Source organism: Erwinia sp. 009765445 (genome assembly GCF_058137865.1).
In genome coordinates, this window is the sequence record NZ_JBYUWC010000012.1 from 38,645 (window position 1) to 57,952 (window position 19,308).

Below are 19,308 nucleotides of genomic sequence, written 5' to 3' on the forward strand. Positions count from 1 at the left end.
CAGGACCATTCTGGCGAAATTTCACTCAGGAAAAATGATGCAAATCATTACGTCACGGTACCACCCGGGAGAAAAAGACAAAAATGTGAGCCGTAAGCGGAGTGTCTGCGTCCTCTTTTCAGTTATAAATGGCCTGGCAGTCAATATCGGATTTAAGATAGGGTTTAAATAGCTGAAATAGATAATTCAGAATCATATATATAGATACCCCCTATCGAGGGCAGCCATGTTAGATCTCAATCTGGTCCGCGTGTTTACCGCCATCTATGAGACCCGCAGCGTCAGCGGAGCAGCAGACCGGCTATTTATCACTCAGCCCTCTGCAAGCTATGCGCTGGCGCGGCTGCGCAATGAAACAAACGACGAACTGTTCAAGCGCAGCCGTAAAGGAATGGAACCCACGCCGACAGCCGTTCAACTGTATAAGGTGTTTAAAAAATCCCTGACCGGCATTGAGCTGGCCGTGGCTGAAACCCGCAATTTCAAACCCGAAACCGCGCGCCATAAATTTCGCCTGGCCCTTTCCGACTTGGGCGAGCTGCTGTTACTGCCACGCCTGGTCACGCATCTTCGACAGGTCGCCCCTAACGTCCAGCTGGAAGTGCTCCCGGTGGATATGCAAAAACTGGATGAGTGGCTGCTGACCGGCAGGATTGATGCGGCCATCTGTAACCGCAACGAGACGGTCTCCTCCGCCCAACGCGAGCTGATTATGTATCAACGCTACGTCTGCCTGCTGAACAGTAACCATCCGCGCATTGGCGATAAGCTGACGATGGACGACTATATGCATGAGCAGCATGTGGTCGTCTCAGCCACCAGCGGCCACCATATTGTGGAAGATCGCCTGAAGGAGTTCGGGCTGGAGCGGGATATTGTGGTGGAAGTGCCTCACTTTGCCGCATTGGGTGAGCTGATCGCCTCCAGTGAACTGCTGGTGACGCTGCCTTTCAACGCTGCCAGCATCTACGTCAGGCGTGGCAATGGCCGCATCCTTGAGCTGCCTTTCAACGTGCCTAACCCGGAAGTTTTTCTGTACGCTCACACGGAGATTGGGGATATCACTGCCAAAACATGGTTTTACAACGTGCTGTGTCAGGCCGCACCGATGATGATCGACCCTGTCTCATAGAAGACTCTGCGACGGGAAAACCGGATGCAGAGCACATTCCGGATAAGCTTTTTCGCCAGCGGACCGGCCTGCGGCGGAAATGTGAACCGCTTCAACCAGCCTTGTGACTCTTGCTGAATTCATCGCGAAAATACGCCCGTAATTTCGACATCAGCACAATGACCCGCCCTGAAACGCCCTCCTATAGTTGAAGAAACCCCGCTTATCAGCAGCAGAAGGTTAATTATTATGACTGTAAAAAACAGCTCGCACGTCCGCGTGTGGATATTAATGCTGATATTATTTCTCTCCGTCATCGCCTATGCGGATCGTTCTATTCTCTCGATAGCCGGTGGAGCGATTAAGGATGAATTCGGCCTTTCACCCCTTCAACTCGGCTTTGTTCTTTCAGCTTTCAGCTGGGCATATGTAATCGGCCAGATCCCCGGCGGTTTATTTCTTGACCGCTTCGGCACAAAAAAAGTGTATGGCGTGACGCTGGTGCTATGGTCACTTTCAACATTAGCGATGGGCTTTGTCGGAGAATTTGCCACGGGTATCACCAGCGCGCTGGTCATTATGTTTACTCTGCGCTTCACTCTGGGATTAATAGAAGCGCCCAGCTTTCCGGCCAATGCCCGCATCGCCATTATGTGGTTCCCGAAAGCCGAACGCGGGCGCGCCTCTTCGCTCTTTGCCTCTTCTCAATATTTTGCCGTGGGAATTTTCTCTCCGCTTTCCGGCTGGCTGGTCTCAGAGTTTGGCTGGCCGTGGCCGTTTTTTGTGCTCGGTATGATCGGTATCGTCGCCTTCTGCGCATGGCTCTGGTACATGCAGGAACCGCGTCAGCACCGTGGCGTTACTCCGAACGAGCTGAATCATATTGTTGAAGGCGGCGGCCTGATTGATATTGATTCCGCCGTGCAGAGAAAAGATAAATCACGCCTTTCCCGTGAAACTTTCCACAAGCTGTTAACGAACCGGATGCTGTGGTGCGCCTATATTGGCCAGTACTGCACTATCGCGCTGAGTTATTTCTTTATCACCTGGTTCCCTATCTATCTGGTCCAGGCGCGGGGAATGGATATCCTTCACGCCGGATTTGCCACCGTCGCCCCTGCGCTGTTTGGTTTTGCCGGTGGCATCTCTGGGGGAGTTATTTCCGACTACCTGATCCGCACCGGATGGTCAGTCTCGTGGGCACGTAAAACACCTTATATTGTCGGCATGCTGATGGCTGCCACCTTAATAGCTGCAGCCGTTGCCAACAGTAATTTCTGGGTCATTGCGATCATGTCTTTTGCTTTTTATGGCAAGGGGATTGCGGCAGGTGCAGGGACCTGGGCCATTATCAGCGATACCGCACCAAAAGAAGCCGTTGGCCTGGCCGGAGCGATATTTAACTGCGTCGGTAATATTGCCGGAATAGTGACGCCTGTTATCTTCGGCTATCTGGTCGCGCTGACCGGCGGCTACAGTGTGGGTCTCGTATTTGTTGGCGCACACTGCGTGGTCGCAGCAGCCTGTTTCCTGTTTATCATGGGGCCAATTGTGCGCGTCGGCGGCGAAACGCCCGAAGACGAGGTTGGCTATCAGCTGCCGCAGCGTGCACGCTAATCAGGCTTAACCCGCCACCGCCCGGCTTTAACGCCCCGTGCGGTGGCGGCAGAAGACGTTGATCTTCGCGCGCAAAACCGTCACTTTAGCTCTTCATGATTCACCAGGTACGGGCCGCCGTACCGGTATGAAGACGGAGTGCATCGATGTCAATAACCCTTCTGACGCAGCTGGCCGATCTCCCCGCCAGTCAGTGGGATGCCCTCACCCCTGACGATCAGCCCTTTCTCCGCCACGCCTTTCTCAGCACGCTGGAAGAGAGCGGCTGCCTGGGCAAAGGTACCGGCTGGCAGCCACAACATCTGCTGTGGATGGAAAATGGCGAAGCTCGTGCAGCCTTGCCGGGCTACCGCAAAACCCACTCAATGGGCGAGTACGTGTTTGACCATGCCTGGGCTGATGCCTGCCTGCGGGCCGGTGTGCCTTACTACCCCAAATGGCTGGCCGCCGTTCCCTTCAACCCGGTAACCGGAGCGCGTTTACTGGGTGAGCCTGATGCGGCACTAAAGCTGCTGCTGAGCATTCCGGGCTTTCTGCAGGAGCAGCAGTTGTACAGTGCGCATATCAACTTCGGCAATGCTCCGACTGCGGAGCTACTGGCCAGCCAGCCTCGCTGGCTGCATCGTCTTGGCTGCCAGTACCACTGGCACAATCCCGGCTACCGGGATTTCCAGGACTTCCTCGATACGTTGATGTCGCGCAAGCGCAAGCAGATCCGCAAAGAGCGCGAGTTGGTCGCCAGCCAGGGTTTTGAGTTTGAGTGGCTGGCGGGGCATCAGTTGACGGAAGCTCACTGGGACTTCGTTTATGCCTGCTATGCCAACACCTATGCCGTTCGCGGCCAGCGCCCCTATCTGACGCGCCAGTTCTTCAGCCTGCTGGCGGAGAGAATGCCGGAGGCGATCCGCGTGGTACTGGCGACGCAAAACGGTCTGGCCGCCGCGATGGCGTTCAGCCTGGTGGATGGCAATACCTTCTATGGCCGCTACTGGGGATGCCTGGAAGAATTTAACCGCCTGCATTTCGAAACCTGCTTCTACCAGGGAATGGATTACGCCATTGCCAATGGCCTGCAGCGGTTTGATGCAGGCGCACAGGGCGAACACAAGCTGGTGCGGGGCTTTGAGCCGACCATTACCCAGTCCTGGCACTATTTGCGGCATGAAGGGCTGCATGAAGCAGTGAAGGATTACCTGCAACAGGAACGGGAAGGTGTGCTGGCATGGGCAGAAGAAGCACGGGAATCACTGCCCTTCCGGCGTAATGAGGGCGTTTGACTGGACCCGCGCCTGCAACGGCGCGAGTCCGACAGTTTGCTTCTGACGTAATGGCCTGCGCTCTCCACGCAGGCGGATCAATATTCGCCGACAAAACCACCGGTCTGATGTTGCCACAGGCGGGCATAGAGTCCACCTTTCGCCAGCAGCTCTGCATGGCTGCCCATCTCGGCAATCCGGCCGTTCTGCAGCACGACTAAGCGGTCCATTTTGGCAATGGTCGACAGCCGGTGCGCAATGGCGATGACCGTTTTGCCTTCCATCAGCGTTTCCAGGCTCTCCTGGATCGCCGCTTCCACCTCTGAGTCCAGCGCCGACGTGGCCTCATCCATAATCAGGATCGGGGCATCCTTCAGCAACACTCTGGCAATCGCGATACGCTGGCGCTGACCACCAGAAAGCTTCACCCCACGCTCACCAACATGCGCATCCAGACCATAGCGGTCCTGAGGGTCAGAGAGCATCGGGATAAACTCATCGGCTTTGGCACGATGGATCGCCAGCTGCAGCTCCTCTTCGGTGGCATTGGGGCGACCATACAGTAGATTATCGCGGATGGAACGGTGCAGCAGCGAGGTATCCTGGGTGATCATCCCGATTTGCGCACGCAGACTCTCCTGGCTGACCAGGGCGATATCCTGACCGTCAATCACGATCCGGCCGCCGTTCAGGTCATACAGGCGTAGCAGCAGGTTCACCAGGGTAGATTTTCCCGCTCCGGAAGGGCCAATCAGCCCGATTTTCTCTCCCGGACGGATGGTCAGCTGCAAATTCTCAATGACCCGGCGATCTTTGCCGTAATTGAAGTTTACGTCTTCGTAGCGGATCTCACCGCTGTGGACTTTCAGCGCCGGAGCCTGCGGTTTATCGGTTACGCTCACGGGCTGAGCGATAGTTTGCAGGCCATCCTGCACCATCCCGATATTTTCAAAAATGCCGTTTACCACCCACATGATCCAGCCGGACATGTTCACGATGCGGATTACCAGACCGGTAGCCAGAGCGATGGCACCCACGCTGATCAGCGACTGCGTCCACAGCCACAGCGCCAGGCCGGTGGTCCCCACAATCAGCAGTCCGTTCAGCGTGGTGATCGCCACATCCATATTGGTAACCATACGGCCCTGCTGGCGACTTTTATCGGTCTGATCGCCTATCGCCTCACGGGCATAGGCTCGTTCCAGATCGCTGTGGGCGAACAATTTAAGCGTGGTGATGTTGGTGTAACCATCAACGATGGTCCCCATCAATTTAGATCGCGCATCGGAAGAAGCCACAGAGCGGGATTTCACCCGCGGCACAAAATATTTCAGGCTGATAATGTAGCCCGCAATCCACAACAGCAGTGGGATCATCAGCCTCCAGTCAGCCTCGGCGAACAGCACCAGCGAAGTGATGGCATAAATCAGCACGTGCCACAGCGCATCCACCGCCTGAACGGATGAGTCACGCAGGGCGTTCCCGGTTTGCATAATGCGCTGGGCAATGCGCCCGGCAAAATCGTTCTGGAAGAAGTTCAGGCTCTGGCGCAGAACGTAGTTGTGGTTCTGCCAGCGGATCATACTGGTCATGCCGGGGTTGATGGTCTGGTGTACCAGCAGGTCGTGCAGGCCGATGAAAATCGGCCGCAGCACCAGCGCCACCACCACCATCCAGATCAGCTCGGCGGCATGATCGCGAAAGAAAGTGGCGGCAGGCGTGCCATTCACCATATCAATAATGGTGCTGAGGTAGCGGAACAGCGCCACCTCAATCAGTGACCCAATCAGCCCGACCACCAGTAACATGGCGAAACTTTGCCAGACCTGGCGCAGGTAATAAACGTAAAAAGCCCAGACGCCGTCAGGCGGTGTGTTGCTGGGCGCATCCTGGAAAATATCAATCAGTCGTTCAAAGCGGCGATACAGCATTTAAGGCTCACTTTACTGGCTTAAAGAAGTGATTTTAGCCCAAAAGCTACTCTTTATCCGGCTCGACCACCACCAGCCGTGGGCCATATTTGCTGCGCTGCTTCAGATTGGGAGACTCTTCGGTGATGATCATGCTGATATCGCTGAGCGGGCATACATGCGCCAGCGCGCGATAACCCATCTTGCTGCTGTCGGCCAGCACCACAGTTTTCTCAGCCGATTTGATCATCGCCTGCTTAACCGGAATTTCGATGGTATTGATATTGGTGATGCCGTTTTCGAAATGCACACCTTCAGAGCCGAGAAACGCCCAGTCAACATGGACGCTATTGATCTTATCGACCGTCTCCTGCCCGACAAGGGTATAAACCTTATCCAGCATCATCCCGCCAGCCACATGTACCGTGATGCCAGGGTGATTGCCCAGCGCCATCGCGCAAAAAATATCATTGGTGACAACAGTCAGGTTTCTTTTGTCTTTCAGCGCCAGTGCTAACTCATAAACGCTGGAACCGTTATCAAGGATCAGCGACTGCCCGTCCTTCACCAGGCTGGCAGCGTAGCGGGCGATGGCGGTTTTGGCAGAAGCGTTCATCTGCAGCCGCACGTTATAAGGCGTATCGAAACCGCCCTCCGTTTCAGCAGGCAGCAACCCACCATGCGTACGCATCACTCTACCGGTTTTTTCCAGCAAAGAGAAGTCACGCCGGATAGTGGAGCTGTCCACTCCAAAGATCTCTGACAGCTCAGCTGCGTTCAGATACCCTTTTTCTGCGATCATTTCTACTATTTGCGATCTGCGCTGTGCCGCCCTCATCCTGCATTCCTTGAGTCTATAATTGCACGTTTTCATGCATATAGTGGCTTACATCCGCCTGCATGTCACCTTTAACGGGCTTTATTTGCGCAAAAAATTAATAAACAGCCCGAATATGAGCATTGACTGCACGATTTCGTGCATATATGTTTAATCACATCAGGAACATTTATCTTTAAAGAGAAAACGACCCATGACGGCTACCCCCTTCAGCGCTTACGAGAAAGAGTTAGAACAGCAGATCGGCTCGCTGAGCGATCAATTGAACTACTCCCTGCCAGAAGCACTGAATGCGCTCGACCTTACTCAGTACGATCGCATCGTGCTGGCCGGAATGGGTTCTTCAGATTATGCGCTGATCCCCATCGAAAGAGAGCTGGTTGCAAGGGGTTTCGCGGTCTGGCGCATTGATGCAGGCCGCTTACTGGATATGCCTGAACTGGTCACAAAGCAGACCTTATTGTGGGTGACTTCGCAGTCTGGCATGAGCGGTGAAATTGTCGCAATGCTGGAAAACATCCGGACAGCGAAAACGCTGATTGGCGTCACCAACGATGCGCAGAGCCTGCTGGCAAAACGGGCAAATATTTTAGTAGAGCTTAAGAGTGGCGAAGAATCAACCGTCAGCGCAAAAAGCTACCTGAACACGCTGGTCGCCAGTTATCGTACGCTTTATGCCCTGACCGGGCAGGATGAAACACCATTAGTTACCAGGGTAAGTGCCGTGCTGCCGGAAGTCGCGGAAATCATTAAAAACCGCGCGCCGGTACAGGCGTTAACCGATCGGCTTTTCACCCATGCTAAACCTCGGGTGGCGCTGATCGGCATGGGAGCCGATGCTGCAACGGCTCTGACAGGCGCACTGATCGTTAAAGAAGCCTCAAAAATAAGTGCGGAAGGGTTCGTCGGCGGTGAATTCCGCCATGGCCCGATGGAGACTTCAGGGGAAGGCATGCTGGCTTTACTGTTCGGCGACGGCAGCGACATTACGCTGCAGACGCTGGCCTGCGATCTGGCTGACAACGGAACCGAAGTCATTACCGTAGGACCAGTGGTTTACTCCGGCAGTCAACAATTGCCAACACCAGGGGAATCTCCACTGATCCGTTTGCTCTGCGCTATGCTCTGGGTGCAGCACCTGACCGTGACTCTTGCTCGTGGTAACGGGATGGTGCCTGGCGAATTCCTTTATGGCAAAAAGATAACGGTAAAAATATGACAACACATGCACTTTCTCTTCGCGCAGGCATTGATATAGGGGGCACTGGCACCCGGATTATTTTGCTGGACGGCGAACAGGAAATTGCAAGTGAGACCGTTCCTTCAGCCTGGTTCGCCACCCTGCCCTCGGTTCTGCGCGCCAAAGCTCTGGTGGATAAAATTTGCCACCTGTTACCGGCAGGGAGCTCCCTGACCAGTCTCGGCATTGGTGCCAGCGGGCCGGTTAATAACACCACGGAAATTATTGAAAACGACGACACGCTGGCCTGTTTCTCTTATTTCCCACTGGTTTCACAGCTGCGGGAACTGCTGGCGGTGCCGGTAGCGATCGACAACGATGCTGTTGTGGCTGCGCTGGGGGAATATCACCTTGGCGCGGGCCGGGAAAGTGAGCGCATGATGATGGTGACGCTCGGAACCGGCATCGGCGTGGCAGTGCTGGATAAGGGGCAGCCATTCAGAACGTTTGGCGGTAAGCATCCGGAAGCCGGACACATCCCGGTCTCTTCCGACCCGGTTATCTGCTACTGCGGTTTACAGGGGTGCTGGGAGATGCTGGCGTCACGGACTCGACTACAGCAGGCGCTGCATAAGGAGATCCCGGATTTGCAGTGGGGTACCAGCACCTTCTCAGTGCTGAGTGAAATGGTCGCAGCCCGCCCTCGCGTGGCGGAGATCATGCACAATTACGGTCAGATTGTCGGACGCGGCCTGAACACGCTGCTGACGCTTTATGGCCCGGATATCACCGTATTAAGCGGCAGCGCAGCCGCTCTGCTTCCTCTTTATCAATCGGGCCTGGATGCCGCACTGATCCGCGCTGGCGGCTACGCCGTCAACCGCAAAATTACACATTCAACTCTTGGCGACGCGGCGGGCGCGCTGGGGGCGGCGATACTGCCAACATTACGGGGAACCCGCCAGCCATAAACAGTAAATAATCTGATTAATATCTCCAGGTCACGCGGCGGGCGTGCCGGGGGCAGCAATACAGCCAACACCCAGGGGAACCCGCCAACCGTACGTTATAAAATAAGAAAGTGCTGTCAATTCAAGCCTGGCCCATTTAATTTACGGTGGGTCCAGGCGTTTTGCTGACCTTAATATCACTTATCAATCGCTTCTTATGTATCATAACGGAGAGTTTGTATGACGAGTCGATTTACCCCCCGCTTTACCGGTTATTTACTGACCCTGTTGGCAGTGAGCGCCTCCGGGATGGCCTCAGCCAAAACGCAAATCAACGCTCTGTTTATGTCACAGGCCGCCTACAGCGAAAGCGATGTGCGCGCCATGACCAGCGATTTCGAAAAAGCCCATCCGGATATCACCGTCAATCTGGAATTCGTTCCTTATGAAGCGCTGCACGATAAAATCGTCGCTGCTCGCGGTGCAGGCAGCAACGGTTACGATGTGGTGCTGTTCGATGATATGTGGCCCGCTGAATTCAGCAAATTCAACATGCTGAAAGATATCACCAGCCAGATCACGCCGGATGAAAAAGCCAAAGTGTTTGACGGCGCCTGGAGCACCGTAAGCTGGAACAACAAACAGTGGGGAATGCCGTGGATCCTCGATACCAAATATCTCTATTACAACAAAGCGATGCTGGCTAAAGCCGGGATTGCCAACCCGCCAAAAACCTGGGAACAGGTGATGGAACAGTCGCAGATCCTGAAAGAGAAAGGCATCGTCAAATACCCGCTGGTCTGGAGCTGGTCACAGGCTGAAGCGCTGGTGTGTGACTACACCACTCTGGTATCGGCCTTTGGCGGACAGTTCTATAAAGACGGCAAGCTGAACTTCAGCGATGCCGGCTCAGTCAAAGCCGTTGATTACATGAAGACCTCGCTGGATAAAGGCGTCACGAACCCGAACTCCCGTGAGTATCTGGAAGAGGACGTGCGCAAAGTCTTCTCTAACGGCGATGCGGCCTTCGCACTGAACTGGACCTACATGTACAACATGGCTAACGATCCGAAGCAGAGCAAAGTGGCGGGTGACGTGGGCATCGTACCTGCTCCGTCTGAAAAACCGGGCGAAGTGGCCGCGATGAACGGTTCAATGGGGCTTGGCGTGACGCAGACCAGCAGCCATCCTGACGAGTCGTGGCAGTATATCCGCTACCTGACTTCACAGCCGGTGCAGAACAAATATGCCCGTCTGAGCCTGCCGATATGGAAATCGTCCTATGACGATCCTGCCGTGCAGAAAGGTCAGGAACCGCTGATTGCCGCGGCGAAACCAGCGCTGAATGTGATGCTGATGCGTCCGATCACCGCTGACTATTCCCGTTTGTCCAACACCCTGCAACAGCAGCTCCAGCAGGTGCTGCAAGGTCAGCAGATGCCGGAATCCGCCATGGAAGCCGTGACCAAAAGCGCCCAACGTCTGCACTAAGGGGTATTGATGCTCAGTTTGCCACAACGCGAGCAGCGTCAGGCATGGGTGCTCCTGGCTCCCATGCTGATCGTCATGGGGATGCTGACCGCCTGGCCCCTGCTGCGCACTATCTGGCTCAGCTTTACCGATGCCGCTTTAATCAGTAACGGCGGCACCATTAACTACGTCGGGGTGGAGAACTATCTTTACGCCCTGACCGATCCGGACTTTCTTTCTTCCCTGCTCCGCACCCTTTACTTCACCATACTGTCGGTGGCGCTGGAAGGCATTATCGGCGTGCTGGTTGCGCTGCTGCTTAACCAGAAATTTTACGGTCGCAGCGTGCTTCGGGTGCTGGTGATCCTGCCCTGGGCACTGCCTACCATTGTCAATGCGATGATGTGGCGACTGAACTTCAACCCTGACTACGGCAGCATCAATGCCCTGCTCACTCAGTTGGGGATTATTGATGGCTACCGCAGCTGGCTCGGCTCGCCGGATTCCGCGTTGAACGCCGTCATGCTGGCTGACGTGTGGAAAAACTACCCGCTGGTGACCTTACTGGTGCTGGCGGCACTGCAATCAATTCCGGAGGATCTGTTCGAGGCTGCCAGGCTGGACGGCGCTTCCGCGTTCCGCCGCTTCCGCGCAATTACCTTCCCGGCAATTGTCGGGCCGCTGAGCGTGGCGCTGGTTCTGCGCACCATCGACGCCTTTAAAATCTTCGACATCATCTACGTGATGACGCGCGGCGGCCCGGTGGACAGCACTAAAACCCTCAGCTTTTACGTCTACCAGGAGTCGTTCAGCTACCTGCGGGCCGGCAGCGGAGCAGCCTATGCCATCCTGATGACGCTGATGTGCAGCATATTAATCGCTATTTACATGGCGATGGTCTGGCGTCAGCGCCGCAGGAGTACCACCAATGAAACGTAATATTCGCACCTTCTTCCGCTATCTGGCGGCCCTGTTGGTGGCGATCAGCATTATCGGCCCGATGCTGTGGCTGTTTCTGATGAGCGTCAGCTCCAACACCGATCTGACCCGCGTGCCGCTGGAGTGGCTGCCGCGCCAGTGGGATTTCAGCCGTTATGCCCGACTGGTCTCGCTGGAGCCGGGCCAGCCCGGAGAGCTGTTCCTGCACGCGCTGGGTAACAGTATTCTGGTCGCCTGTGGCGCCACCCTGATTTCGCTCCTGCTGGCTATTCCTGCGGCGTTCAGCTTCTCCCGCTATCCGGGCCGCGACGGCTGGCTGTACGGCAGCCTGGCGATTTATATGGTGCCGCCGGTGGCGTTCGTGCTGCCGCTGTACTTTGTCCTCACTCAGCTCAGCCTGCTGAACACCCATCTGGGGCTGGTGCTGGTCTACTTTTCGCTGATCCTGCCCTTCCTCACCTGGATGCTGAAAAACCAGTTCGACGCCCTGCCGCTGGATATCGAACAGGCGGCAAGGCTGGACGGGCTGCGCTTCTGGCAGGTACTGCTGCGCATCACCCTGCCGCTGGCGAAACCGGTGCTGGGTGCTTCCGCGCTGTTCGGCTGGCTGCTGGCATGGGATGAATTCTTCTATGCGCTGCTGTTTACCAGCAATATCAGCGCACAAACGCTGCCGGTGACCATCGCCGGTTTTACTGCGGGACGCGCCACCGATGACGGGCTGATTGCCGCCGTTGGGATTCTGGCTTCCGTGCCGCCGCTGTTTATTGCCATCTGGCTGCAAAAAAGCCTGGTCAGCGGACTGGCCAGCGGTGGCAGCAAAGGCTGACCGTATTTAAGAGAGGAATGTATGGCTCGTGTAGAACTGGCTGGCGTGGCAAAGCGTTATGGCAAACAAACGGTGCTGAATCCGCTGAATCTCACCATCCCCGACGGCAGTTTTACCGTGCTGGTTGGCCCTTCCGGCTGCGGAAAATCCACCCTGCTGCGCCTGCTGGCGGGGCTGGATACCGTCTCAGACGGCGCGATCCTGCTGGATAACAAGCAGATTAACGATCTCGATCCGGCGGATCGGGATATCGCGATGGTGTTTCAGAGCTACGCCCTATATCCCCACCTGACCGTGTCTGAAAACCTGGCTTTCCATATGAAGGTCCGGCGCGTTAAGCGGGAAGAGCAGCAGAGCAAGATCGCCCGCGTGGCGGAGATTTTAGGCATCAGTAAGCTGTTGAGCCGCTATCCCCGTGCGCTGTCGGGTGGCCAGCGCCAGCGCGTGGCAATGGGCCGCGCAATGGTTCGCAACCCACAGGTTTTTCTGTTTGACGAACCGCTCTCCAACCTTGATGCCCAGCTACGTATGGAGCTGCGGGCAGAAATTAAAGCCCTGCATCAGCGCTTCAAAACCACCATGGTTTACGTGACTCACGATCAGGTTGAGGCAATGACGCTGGCGGATCAGATTGTGGTGATGCGCGACGGCGTGATCGTCCAGCAGGGCAAACCGCTGGAGATTTATGACTACCCGGTGAATACCTTCGTCGCCCGCTTTATTGGTTCGCCGCCGATGAATCTGCTGGAAGGCCAGCTGGAAACCCGGCAGGGCATACCTGGCGTACAGTGCAACGGCCTGTGGTTTGCCCTGCCCGCCCGCTGGCATCAGGCCGCCGCACAGCAGGGCCAGAGGCCGGTGATTGTTGGCATCCGGGCACAGGATTTTGTTTTCAATGCGGCCAGCGATCTGCCGCAGGCGCGGGTGAAACTGATCGAGGTGACGGGAGAATCCAGCCTGCTGCACGTTGAGTGGCAGGACTTCCCGTTGCACGTCCAGTTCGCCGGACGGGTAGCCGCAGAGCCTGAGCAACCAATTTCACTGGGGATCAGCGCCGATAAACTGCATCTTTTCGATGTGCAGAACGGTGAAAGGCTGGTTATTTCTTCCGAAACAGAAATAAAGTCTGCGAGTTAAGCCGGATAATAATCAGAATGGAATCAGTGTAGTGTACAGGCTCTGGCAAACCGCCAGCATACCGTAACCCGCAAGCGAGACTCATCATGGCGAAAGGAGTGGTAATTTTACTGCACGGCGTTGGCAGCAACGGAGACGATCTGGCCGGTCTGGGCACCCACTGGTCCGGCGATCTGCCCGGCGTAAGCTTCGCCAGCCCTGATGCCCCTTTCCGGTTTGAACACGGATCAGGCTACCAGTGGTTCAGCGTGGCAGGGGTCACTCCGGCCAACCGTGCGCAGCGGGTTGAAGAGGCTCGCGATGCCTTCGACGCGGAACTCAATGCGATCCTGACTGAACATCAGATGCAGGACCAGCTGGATAAAGTGGTTCTGGTGGGTTTCTCGCAGGGGTCAATTATGGGCCTGGATGCCGTGATTTCCGGGCGGTGGCCGGTAGCCGGTCTGGTTGCGTTTTCCGGTCGCTTAGCCTCGCCTGCGCCCTATAGCGTCGCAAAGGAGACCCCGGTGATGATTATCCACGGCATGGCCGACAGCGTAATCCCTTATGCCGAAAGCGAGATTGCGGCAGAGAAACTGCGCGAGCTGGGTGTAGTGGTCAGCACCCAGTTTGCCCCCTCTGTCGGGCACACTATCTCAGCTCAGGGCGCACGCAGCGCCGCAGAGTTTATCGGTAAATGCCTGGCCTGATAACTGACCGTTAAGCGCATTTAACGGCATTTCCGGAATAAAAAGTCACTGATATTCCTCAATAAGCGGTGGCTCTTTCATCGGCAGAGTAATCACAAAGCGGGCACCGCCTTCCGGGCGGTTTTCCGCATGGATCTTCCCGCCATGGATATCGACAATCGCCTGGCAGATTGCCAACCCCAGCCCGACGCCCAGCAAGGCGGACTCCTTGCTGCCACGGGAAAACTTCTCGAAAATCTGTCGTTCCTGGCCCTGCGTAATCCCGGGGCCGCTGTCCCAGACTTCAATCGTCAGCCACTGCCGCGCCTGAGTCCGGGCGCGGATACCAATCGCCGCTTGCGGGCCAACATATTTCTGCGCATTCTCCAGCAGGTTGGTCAGAAGCCGCTCCATCAGCGGCCCGTCGACGTGGATCAGCAGCATATCCTCCGGCATATCCAGTTCGATTTTGCGGCCGCCCAGCGAAGGGGCCATCATCCTCAGCGTGCTGCCGATCAGCTCATCCAGCGCCATCCACTCAGCCCGCAGGCTGAAACCGCCGGACTGCAGCCGCGCCATATCCAGCAGATTGTTGACCAGCCTGATGGTATTCAGGGTCTGTTCGCGCATCGCACTGGCCTGCACGGCGTGTTTTGAGCCTTCGCTCACCAGATCCAGCGTCAGGATCTCTGACTGACCAAACAGTACGGTCAGCGGCGTACGCAGGTCATGAGAAAGAGCAGAAAGCAGCGCATTACGCAGCTGCTCACGCTCGGCGGCCAGGCGTGAAACGGCTTCACGCTGGCTAAGTGCAACACGTTCCAGCGCATTGGCTATCAGCACGGTGAAGGTTTCCACCAGCCGTTGCTGCTCGGGGATCATCAACTGACGCAGGTTTAACGGCTCCAGCACCAGTAACCCCAGCGTCTCACTGCCGCTTTTCAGCGGGATGATCTGCCACGGCACGGCCGGTAGCGTGTCTGTTCCGGCTCCGGCAGGCTGCCCCTTATCAAAACTCCAGCGGGCAATCGCCCGGTCAGGCACGGCACTCAGGCGGGACTCTCCTGTCGCCACCAGCTCGCCGTTCTCATCCGGCAGCATCAACTCGCTTCTGGCCTGCAGCGTGATGTCCAGGCTGCGGGGTAAAGCCTGAGCAATATCCTGCTGGCTCAGCGCCCGGCTGAGAGTCCTGGCCATTTCATATAAATGCCGCGCCCGCTGTTCACGGTAACGGGCCACACGAGCCTGGTAGCGCACCCCGGCGGTCAGGTTTCCGACAATCACCCCGACGGCGAGCATCACCCCAAAGGTCACCAGATACTGCACGTCTGAAACGGCGATCGTGCCGGTGGGTGAGACAAAGAACAGATCGAAGGCGATGATGTTGAGTACCGTTGCCACCACCGATGGCAGACGACCATAACGCAGGGCTACCACCACTACGGCCAGCAGATAGACCATCACCAGATTGACGGAGTCGACGCCGGGCAGCACCCAGCGCCCCAGCAGAGTGACCAGCGTACAGAGCAGCACTGCGGCGATGCAGCCTCTCAGCTTCATACGCCATTTATCGCTCAATACTCTGTTGTCTGACAGCGGGCTGGCTGGCAGGGAGACCGGCTCATCCAGAGCGACAATCACCAGATCCAGATCCGGCCCCAGCTGGCCCAGCCGATCGGCAAAGCTGTCGCGCTTCCAGCGGCGGGTGGGCCTGCGACCAATAATGATTTTGCCCAGATTGTGCTCACGGGCGTAACGCAGCACCGCGTTTGCTTCGCTGGGATCACAGAGCGTGGCGGTTTCAGCTCCCAGCTCCTGCGCCAGTTGCAGGGTGCGCAAAATGCCGCGCCGCCGGGCTTCAGAGAGGCGGTGCAGCCTTGGCGTTTCGACGTAAACTGCGTGCCAGACGCTGTCGAGACGGGCTGCCAGACGGGCTGCGGTTCTGACCAGTTTTTCGCTGCCGGTATTCTCGCCGATGCACAGCAGGATTGCGTCCCGCGTGTGCCAGACTTTTTCACGCCCCTGGCTGTCGCGCCAGGCCCGCATCTGCTCATCGACGCGGTCAGCCGTACGGCGCAGCGCCAGTTCACGCAGCGCGAAAAGGTTACCCTTACGGAAGAAGTTTTCGATGGCGCGTTCGGCCCGGTCGCCAATATAGACCTTGCCTTCTTTCAGGCGCTGGCGCAGGTCGTCGGCGGGCAAATCCACCAGCACCACCTCATCAGCAGCATCAAAAAAGGGGGCGGGAACGGTCTCACGCACGCGGATACCAGTCACGCCGCCGACCACATCGTTCAGGCTTTCCAGATGCTGAACGTTAACGGTGGTCATCACGTTGATGCCCGCATCCAGCAGCTCTTCAATATCCTGCCAGCGTTTTGGATGGCGTGAACCGGGCGCGTTGGTGTGCGCCAGCTCATCCATCAAAATCACCGCAGGGTGTCGGGCCAGCGCGGCATCCAGATCAAACTCCGGATGGCGGTTCTGCCCGGTTGCCCGCCGTGGCAATACGGTCAGCCCGTCCAGCAGCGCAGCCGTTTCCTCACGACCGTGGGTCTCCACGATGCCGATCAGCACCTCCAGCCCCTGCTCACGCAGGCGTCGCGCTTCCTGCAGCATTGCCCAGGTTTTTCCCACGCCGGCACAGGCACCAAACCAGATTTTCAGCTTGCCGCGACCGCTCTCATCAGCCTGCAGTAACAGCGCATCCGGATCGGGGCGCTGTATCTCATCGTTCATCGGAGTCCTTGTTGAAAATCACTGTAATGCGTCGAGCGCCAGATTCAGCTGCACCACGTTGACACCCGGCTCACCGATAAAACCGGGTAGCGATGTGGAAGTATTGTCATCAATCAACCGGTTCACCTCTGAGACGGATAGCTGACGTGCCGCAGCCACACGAGGCACCTGCCAGAAAGCCGCTTCAGGGGAAATCTGCGGATCAAGCCCGCTGGCAGAAGCCGTGACCAGATCCACCGGCACGGTCGCACTGGCCTGCGGGTTTGTCTGACGCAGCGCCGCCACCCGCTGTTTCACCGCTTCATCCAGCGCCGGGTTAGTCCCGGCCAGATTGCTGCCAGAAGAAGCCAGCGGATTATACGGCGAGTCACCGGTGGCAGAAGGCCGTCCCCAGAAATAATCAGCACGGGTAAAATTCTGACCAATCAGGGCCGAGCCGCGCACTTTGCCATCCACCTGCAGCAGCGAACCATTAGCCTGCGCCGGAAACAGCATCTGCGCCAGCGCGGTAGTAACTAAAGGATAAATCAGGCCAGTGATGACTGACAGCAGCAGCAGCAAAATCACCGCAGGACGTAATTGACTCATGTGCGTTTCCTCAGAACCAACCGGTAACGGTCAGCAGCATATCGATAATTTTGATCCCGGCGAACGGCACCAGCAGCCCACCAAAACCATAAACCCACAGGTTACGACGCAGCAGTGCTGCGGCACTCAGCGGCCGGTAACTCACCCCTTTCAACGCCAGCGGGATCAGGAACACAATCACCAGCGCGTTGAAAATGACCGCAGACAGGATCGCGGAGTCCGGCGAGTGCAGGCGCATCACGTTCAGCGCATTGAGCTGCGGATAAGTCACCGCAAAGGCGGCAGGAATGATGGCAAAATACTTCGCAACGTCGTTGGCGATACTGAAGGTGGTCAGCGAGCCACGGGTCATCAGCATCTGCTTACCGATATGTACCACTTCCAGCAGCTTGGTGGGGTTAGAGTCCAGGTCCACCATGTTGCCCGCCTCTTTCGCCGCCTGGGTTCCGGAATTCATCGCCACGGCGACGTCAGCCTGAGCCAGCGCCGGAGCATCGTTGGTGCCGTCACCGGTCATCGCCACCAGCCGCCCTTCGGCCTGATACTGACGGATCAGCGCCAGCTTGGCTTCCGGCGTCGCTTCTGACAGAAAGTCATCCACACCGGCCTCGGCGGCAATGGCGGCGGCAGTCAGCGGGTTATCCCCGGTGATCATGATGGTTTTGATGCCCATCTTGCGCAGCTCGGCAAAGCGCTCTTTAATGCCGCCTTTAACGATATCTTTCAGCTCCACCACGCCCATCACTTTCGCGCCGTCACACACCACCAGCGGCGTGCCGCCTGCACGGGCGACCTCCTCCACCAGTTGGTTCATCTGCGGCGGGAACTGGCCACCGTTACTGTCAATGTGGCGGCGAACGGCATCCACAGCGCCTTTACGTACCACGCGATCCTGCACATTGACGCCGCTCATCCGGGTCTGCGCAGAGAACGGGATGAAAGTGGCACCCATGCTGTTCAGATCCCGCTAGCGCAGATTGAATTTCTGTTTCGCCAGTACCACGATACTGCGTCCTTCCGGTGTTTCATCGGCCAGAGAAGCCAGCTGTGCCGCATCGGCCAGCTGTTCGTCAGTCACGCCCGGCGCAGGCAGAAACTTCGTGGCCTGGCGGTTCCCCAGCGTGATGGTCCCGGTCTTGTCCAGCATCAGCACGTCAACGTCACCGGCGGCTTCCACTGCGCGGCCACTGGTGGCAATGACGTTCGCACCCAGCATCCGGCTCATCCCGGCCACGCCGATCGCCGACAGCAGGCCACCGATAGTGGTGGGGATCAGGCAAACCAGCAGGGCCACCAGCACGGTGATACTGACCGCATTACCGCCCCAGGCAGAGAACGGCCAGAGCGTGGCGGTGGCCAGCAGGAAAACGATAGTCAGCGCCACCAGCAGAATAGTCAGAGCGATTTCATTGGGTGTTTTACGGCGTGATGCGCCTTCCACCATCGCGATCATCCGGTCGAGAAAGGTTTCTCCAGGATTGACACTGCACTGGATCACCAGCCAGTCAGAAAGGATGCGCGTACCGCCTGTCACCGAGGCAAAGTCGCCACCGGATTCCCGAATGACCGGCGCGGACTCACCGGTAATCGCGCTTTCATCCACCGATGCGCCCCCTTCCAGCACTTCGCCGTCGCAGGGAATGATGTCCCCGGCTTCCACCAGCACCACATCGCCTTTACGCAGAGAATCTGCAGCAACCTGATGATATTTTTCGCCATAACGTGGCGCAGCCATTTTTTTCGCATAGCTGGTTTTCTGTACGCACTTCAGGCTGTTGGCCTGCTCCTTGCTGCGCCCTTCTGCCAGCGCTTCGGCAAAGTTGGCGAACAGCACGGTGAACCACAGCCATAGCGAGATGGCTGCGGTAAAGCCAGCGCTGCCAGGCGTTTTCCCCATCATCATAGAGATGACCAGCAGCGTGGTCAGCACGCTACCCAGCCACACCACAAACATCACCGGGTTGCGAAACTGTACGCGCGGACTGATTTTTTTCACCGCATCGCTTGCTGCTGCCCGCATCAATGCACCGTCAAACAGCGCCTGTTGATTACGACTCATGATTCTTCTCTCCGGCG

Annotated in this window: 14 protein-coding genes and 1 pseudogene; 10 read left to right on the forward strand and 5 right to left on the reverse strand. The window is 57.1% G+C overall.

Features of this window, described 5'->3' with window-relative positions; translation table 11 throughout:
• Positions 1 to 226 precede the first annotated feature (226 nt).
• From AC3Y5R_RS14435 to AC3Y5R_RS14445, 3 genes are all read left to right on the forward strand, one after another.
• Positions 227 to 1,132, forward strand: coding sequence for a LysR family transcriptional regulator (locus tag AC3Y5R_RS14435; RefSeq protein ID WP_489921919.1), 906 nt, complete (start codon positions 227 to 229; stop codon positions 1,130 to 1,132).
• A 228-nt stretch (positions 1,133 to 1,360) separates the two neighbouring features.
• Positions 1,361 to 2,728 (forward strand): MFS transporter, encoded by a 1,368-nt coding sequence (locus AC3Y5R_RS14440; RefSeq protein WP_489921920.1) that lies wholly within the window; start codon positions 1,361 to 1,363, stop codon positions 2,726 to 2,728.
• Between the two features lie 146 nt (positions 2,729 to 2,874).
• Positions 2,875 to 4,005 (forward strand): GNAT family N-acetyltransferase, encoded by a 1,131-nt coding sequence (locus tag AC3Y5R_RS14445; RefSeq protein ID WP_489921921.1) that lies wholly within the window; start codon positions 2,875 to 2,877, stop codon positions 4,003 to 4,005.
• Between the two features lie 77 nt (positions 4,006 to 4,082).
• Here AC3Y5R_RS14445 and AC3Y5R_RS14450 read toward each other — a convergent pair whose 3' ends face one another.
• Both AC3Y5R_RS14450 and AC3Y5R_RS14455 read right to left on the reverse strand, forming a co-directional pair.
• Positions 4,083 to 5,915, reverse strand: a complete 1,833-nt coding sequence (locus AC3Y5R_RS14450) for an ABC transporter ATP-binding protein (protein WP_489921922.1) — start codon at positions 5,913 to 5,915, stop codon at positions 4,083 to 4,085.
• Between the two features lie 46 nt (positions 5,916 to 5,961).
• Positions 5,962 to 6,732: a DeoR/GlpR family DNA-binding transcription regulator gene (locus AC3Y5R_RS14455; protein WP_489921923.1), complete on the reverse strand. Its 771-nt coding sequence runs from the start codon at positions 6,730 to 6,732 to the stop codon at positions 5,962 to 5,964.
• 193 nt (positions 6,733 to 6,925) lie between these two features.
• On the opposite strand from AC3Y5R_RS14455, the gene AC3Y5R_RS14460 reads away from it, so the two are divergent.
• From AC3Y5R_RS14460 to AC3Y5R_RS14490, 7 genes are all read left to right on the forward strand, one after another.
• Complete coding sequence (locus AC3Y5R_RS14460; RefSeq protein ID WP_489921924.1) at positions 6,926 to 7,951, forward strand: SIS domain-containing protein; 1,026 nt, start codon at positions 6,926 to 6,928, stop codon at positions 7,949 to 7,951.
• Positions 7,948 to 8,883: an ROK family protein gene (locus AC3Y5R_RS14465; protein ID WP_489921925.1), complete on the forward strand. Its 936-nt coding sequence runs from the start codon at positions 7,948 to 7,950 to the stop codon at positions 8,881 to 8,883. Before AC3Y5R_RS14460 ends, AC3Y5R_RS14465 begins: the two co-directional genes overlap by 4 nt.
• 219 nt (positions 8,884 to 9,102) lie before the next feature.
• Positions 9,103 to 10,353, forward strand: a complete 1,251-nt coding sequence (locus AC3Y5R_RS14470) for an extracellular solute-binding protein (RefSeq protein WP_489921926.1) — start codon at positions 9,103 to 9,105, stop codon at positions 10,351 to 10,353.
• Between the two features lie 9 nt (positions 10,354 to 10,362).
• Entirely contained in the window at positions 10,363 to 11,271 is a 909-nt protein-coding gene (locus tag AC3Y5R_RS14475) for a carbohydrate ABC transporter permease (protein ID WP_489921927.1), read from the forward strand.
• A complete protein-coding gene (locus AC3Y5R_RS14480) occupies positions 11,261 to 12,100 on the forward strand; it encodes a carbohydrate ABC transporter permease (RefSeq protein WP_489921928.1) in 840 nt (279 codons plus the stop codon). Before AC3Y5R_RS14475 ends, AC3Y5R_RS14480 begins: the two co-directional genes overlap by 11 nt.
• 21 nt (positions 12,101 to 12,121) lie before the next feature.
• Positions 12,122 to 13,237, forward strand: coding sequence for an ABC transporter ATP-binding protein (locus tag AC3Y5R_RS14485; RefSeq protein ID WP_489921929.1), 1,116 nt, complete (start codon positions 12,122 to 12,124; stop codon positions 13,235 to 13,237).
• A gap of 86 nt (positions 13,238 to 13,323) precedes the next feature.
• Complete coding sequence (locus AC3Y5R_RS14490) at positions 13,324 to 13,926, forward strand: alpha/beta hydrolase (protein ID WP_489921930.1); 603 nt, start codon at positions 13,324 to 13,326, stop codon at positions 13,924 to 13,926.
• A 45-nt stretch (positions 13,927 to 13,971) separates the two neighbouring features.
• Here the strand turns inward: AC3Y5R_RS14490 and kdpD are convergent, their stop codons facing one another.
• From kdpD to kdpB, 3 genes and pseudogenes are all read right to left on the reverse strand, one after another.
• Entirely contained in the window at positions 13,972 to 16,644 is a 2,673-nt protein-coding gene (kdpD, locus tag AC3Y5R_RS14495) for a two-component system sensor histidine kinase KdpD (protein WP_489921931.1), read from the reverse strand.
• Between the two features lie 18 nt (positions 16,645 to 16,662).
• Positions 16,663 to 17,232 (reverse strand): potassium-transporting ATPase subunit KdpC, encoded by a 570-nt coding sequence (gene kdpC / locus AC3Y5R_RS14500; RefSeq protein ID WP_489921932.1) that lies wholly within the window; start codon positions 17,230 to 17,232, stop codon positions 16,663 to 16,665.
• A gap of 10 nt (positions 17,233 to 17,242) precedes the next feature.
• Positions 17,243 to 19,291, reverse strand: a pseudogene (kdpB, locus tag AC3Y5R_RS14505) (potassium-transporting ATPase subunit KdpB).
• Between the last annotated feature and the right edge of the window lie 17 nt (positions 19,292 to 19,308).

Coding starts and splice junctions, on each gene's coding strand:
- AC3Y5R_RS14435 (WP_489921919.1), top strand. CDS start 227: ATGTTAGATCTCAATCTGGTCCGCGTGTTTACCGCCATCTATGAGACC.
- AC3Y5R_RS14440 (WP_489921920.1), top strand. CDS start 1,361: ATGACTGTAAAAAACAGCTCGCACGTCCGCGTGTGGATATTAATGCTG.
- AC3Y5R_RS14445 (WP_489921921.1), top strand. CDS start 2,875: ATGTCAATAACCCTTCTGACGCAGCTGGCCGATCTCCCCGCCAGTCAG.
- AC3Y5R_RS14450 (WP_489921922.1), bottom strand. CDS start 5,915: ATGCTGTATCGCCGCTTTGAACGACTGATTGATATTTTCCAGGATGCG.
- AC3Y5R_RS14455 (WP_489921923.1), bottom strand. CDS start 6,732: ATGAGGGCGGCACAGCGCAGATCGCAAATAGTAGAAATGATCGCAGAA.
- AC3Y5R_RS14460 (WP_489921924.1), top strand. CDS start 6,926: ATGACGGCTACCCCCTTCAGCGCTTACGAGAAAGAGTTAGAACAGCAG.
- AC3Y5R_RS14465 (WP_489921925.1), top strand. CDS start 7,948: ATGACAACACATGCACTTTCTCTTCGCGCAGGCATTGATATAGGGGGC.
- AC3Y5R_RS14470 (WP_489921926.1), top strand. CDS start 9,103: ATGACGAGTCGATTTACCCCCCGCTTTACCGGTTATTTACTGACCCTG.
- AC3Y5R_RS14475 (WP_489921927.1), top strand. CDS start 10,363: ATGCTCAGTTTGCCACAACGCGAGCAGCGTCAGGCATGGGTGCTCCTG.
- AC3Y5R_RS14480 (WP_489921928.1), top strand. CDS start 11,261: ATGAAACGTAATATTCGCACCTTCTTCCGCTATCTGGCGGCCCTGTTG.
- AC3Y5R_RS14485 (WP_489921929.1), top strand. CDS start 12,122: ATGGCTCGTGTAGAACTGGCTGGCGTGGCAAAGCGTTATGGCAAACAA.
- AC3Y5R_RS14490 (WP_489921930.1), top strand. CDS start 13,324: ATGGCGAAAGGAGTGGTAATTTTACTGCACGGCGTTGGCAGCAACGGA.
- kdpD (WP_489921931.1), bottom strand. CDS start 16,644: ATGAACGATGAGATACAGCGCCCCGATCCGGATGCGCTGTTACTGCAG.
- kdpC (WP_489921932.1), bottom strand. CDS start 17,232: ATGAGTCAATTACGTCCTGCGGTGATTTTGCTGCTGCTGCTGTCAGTC.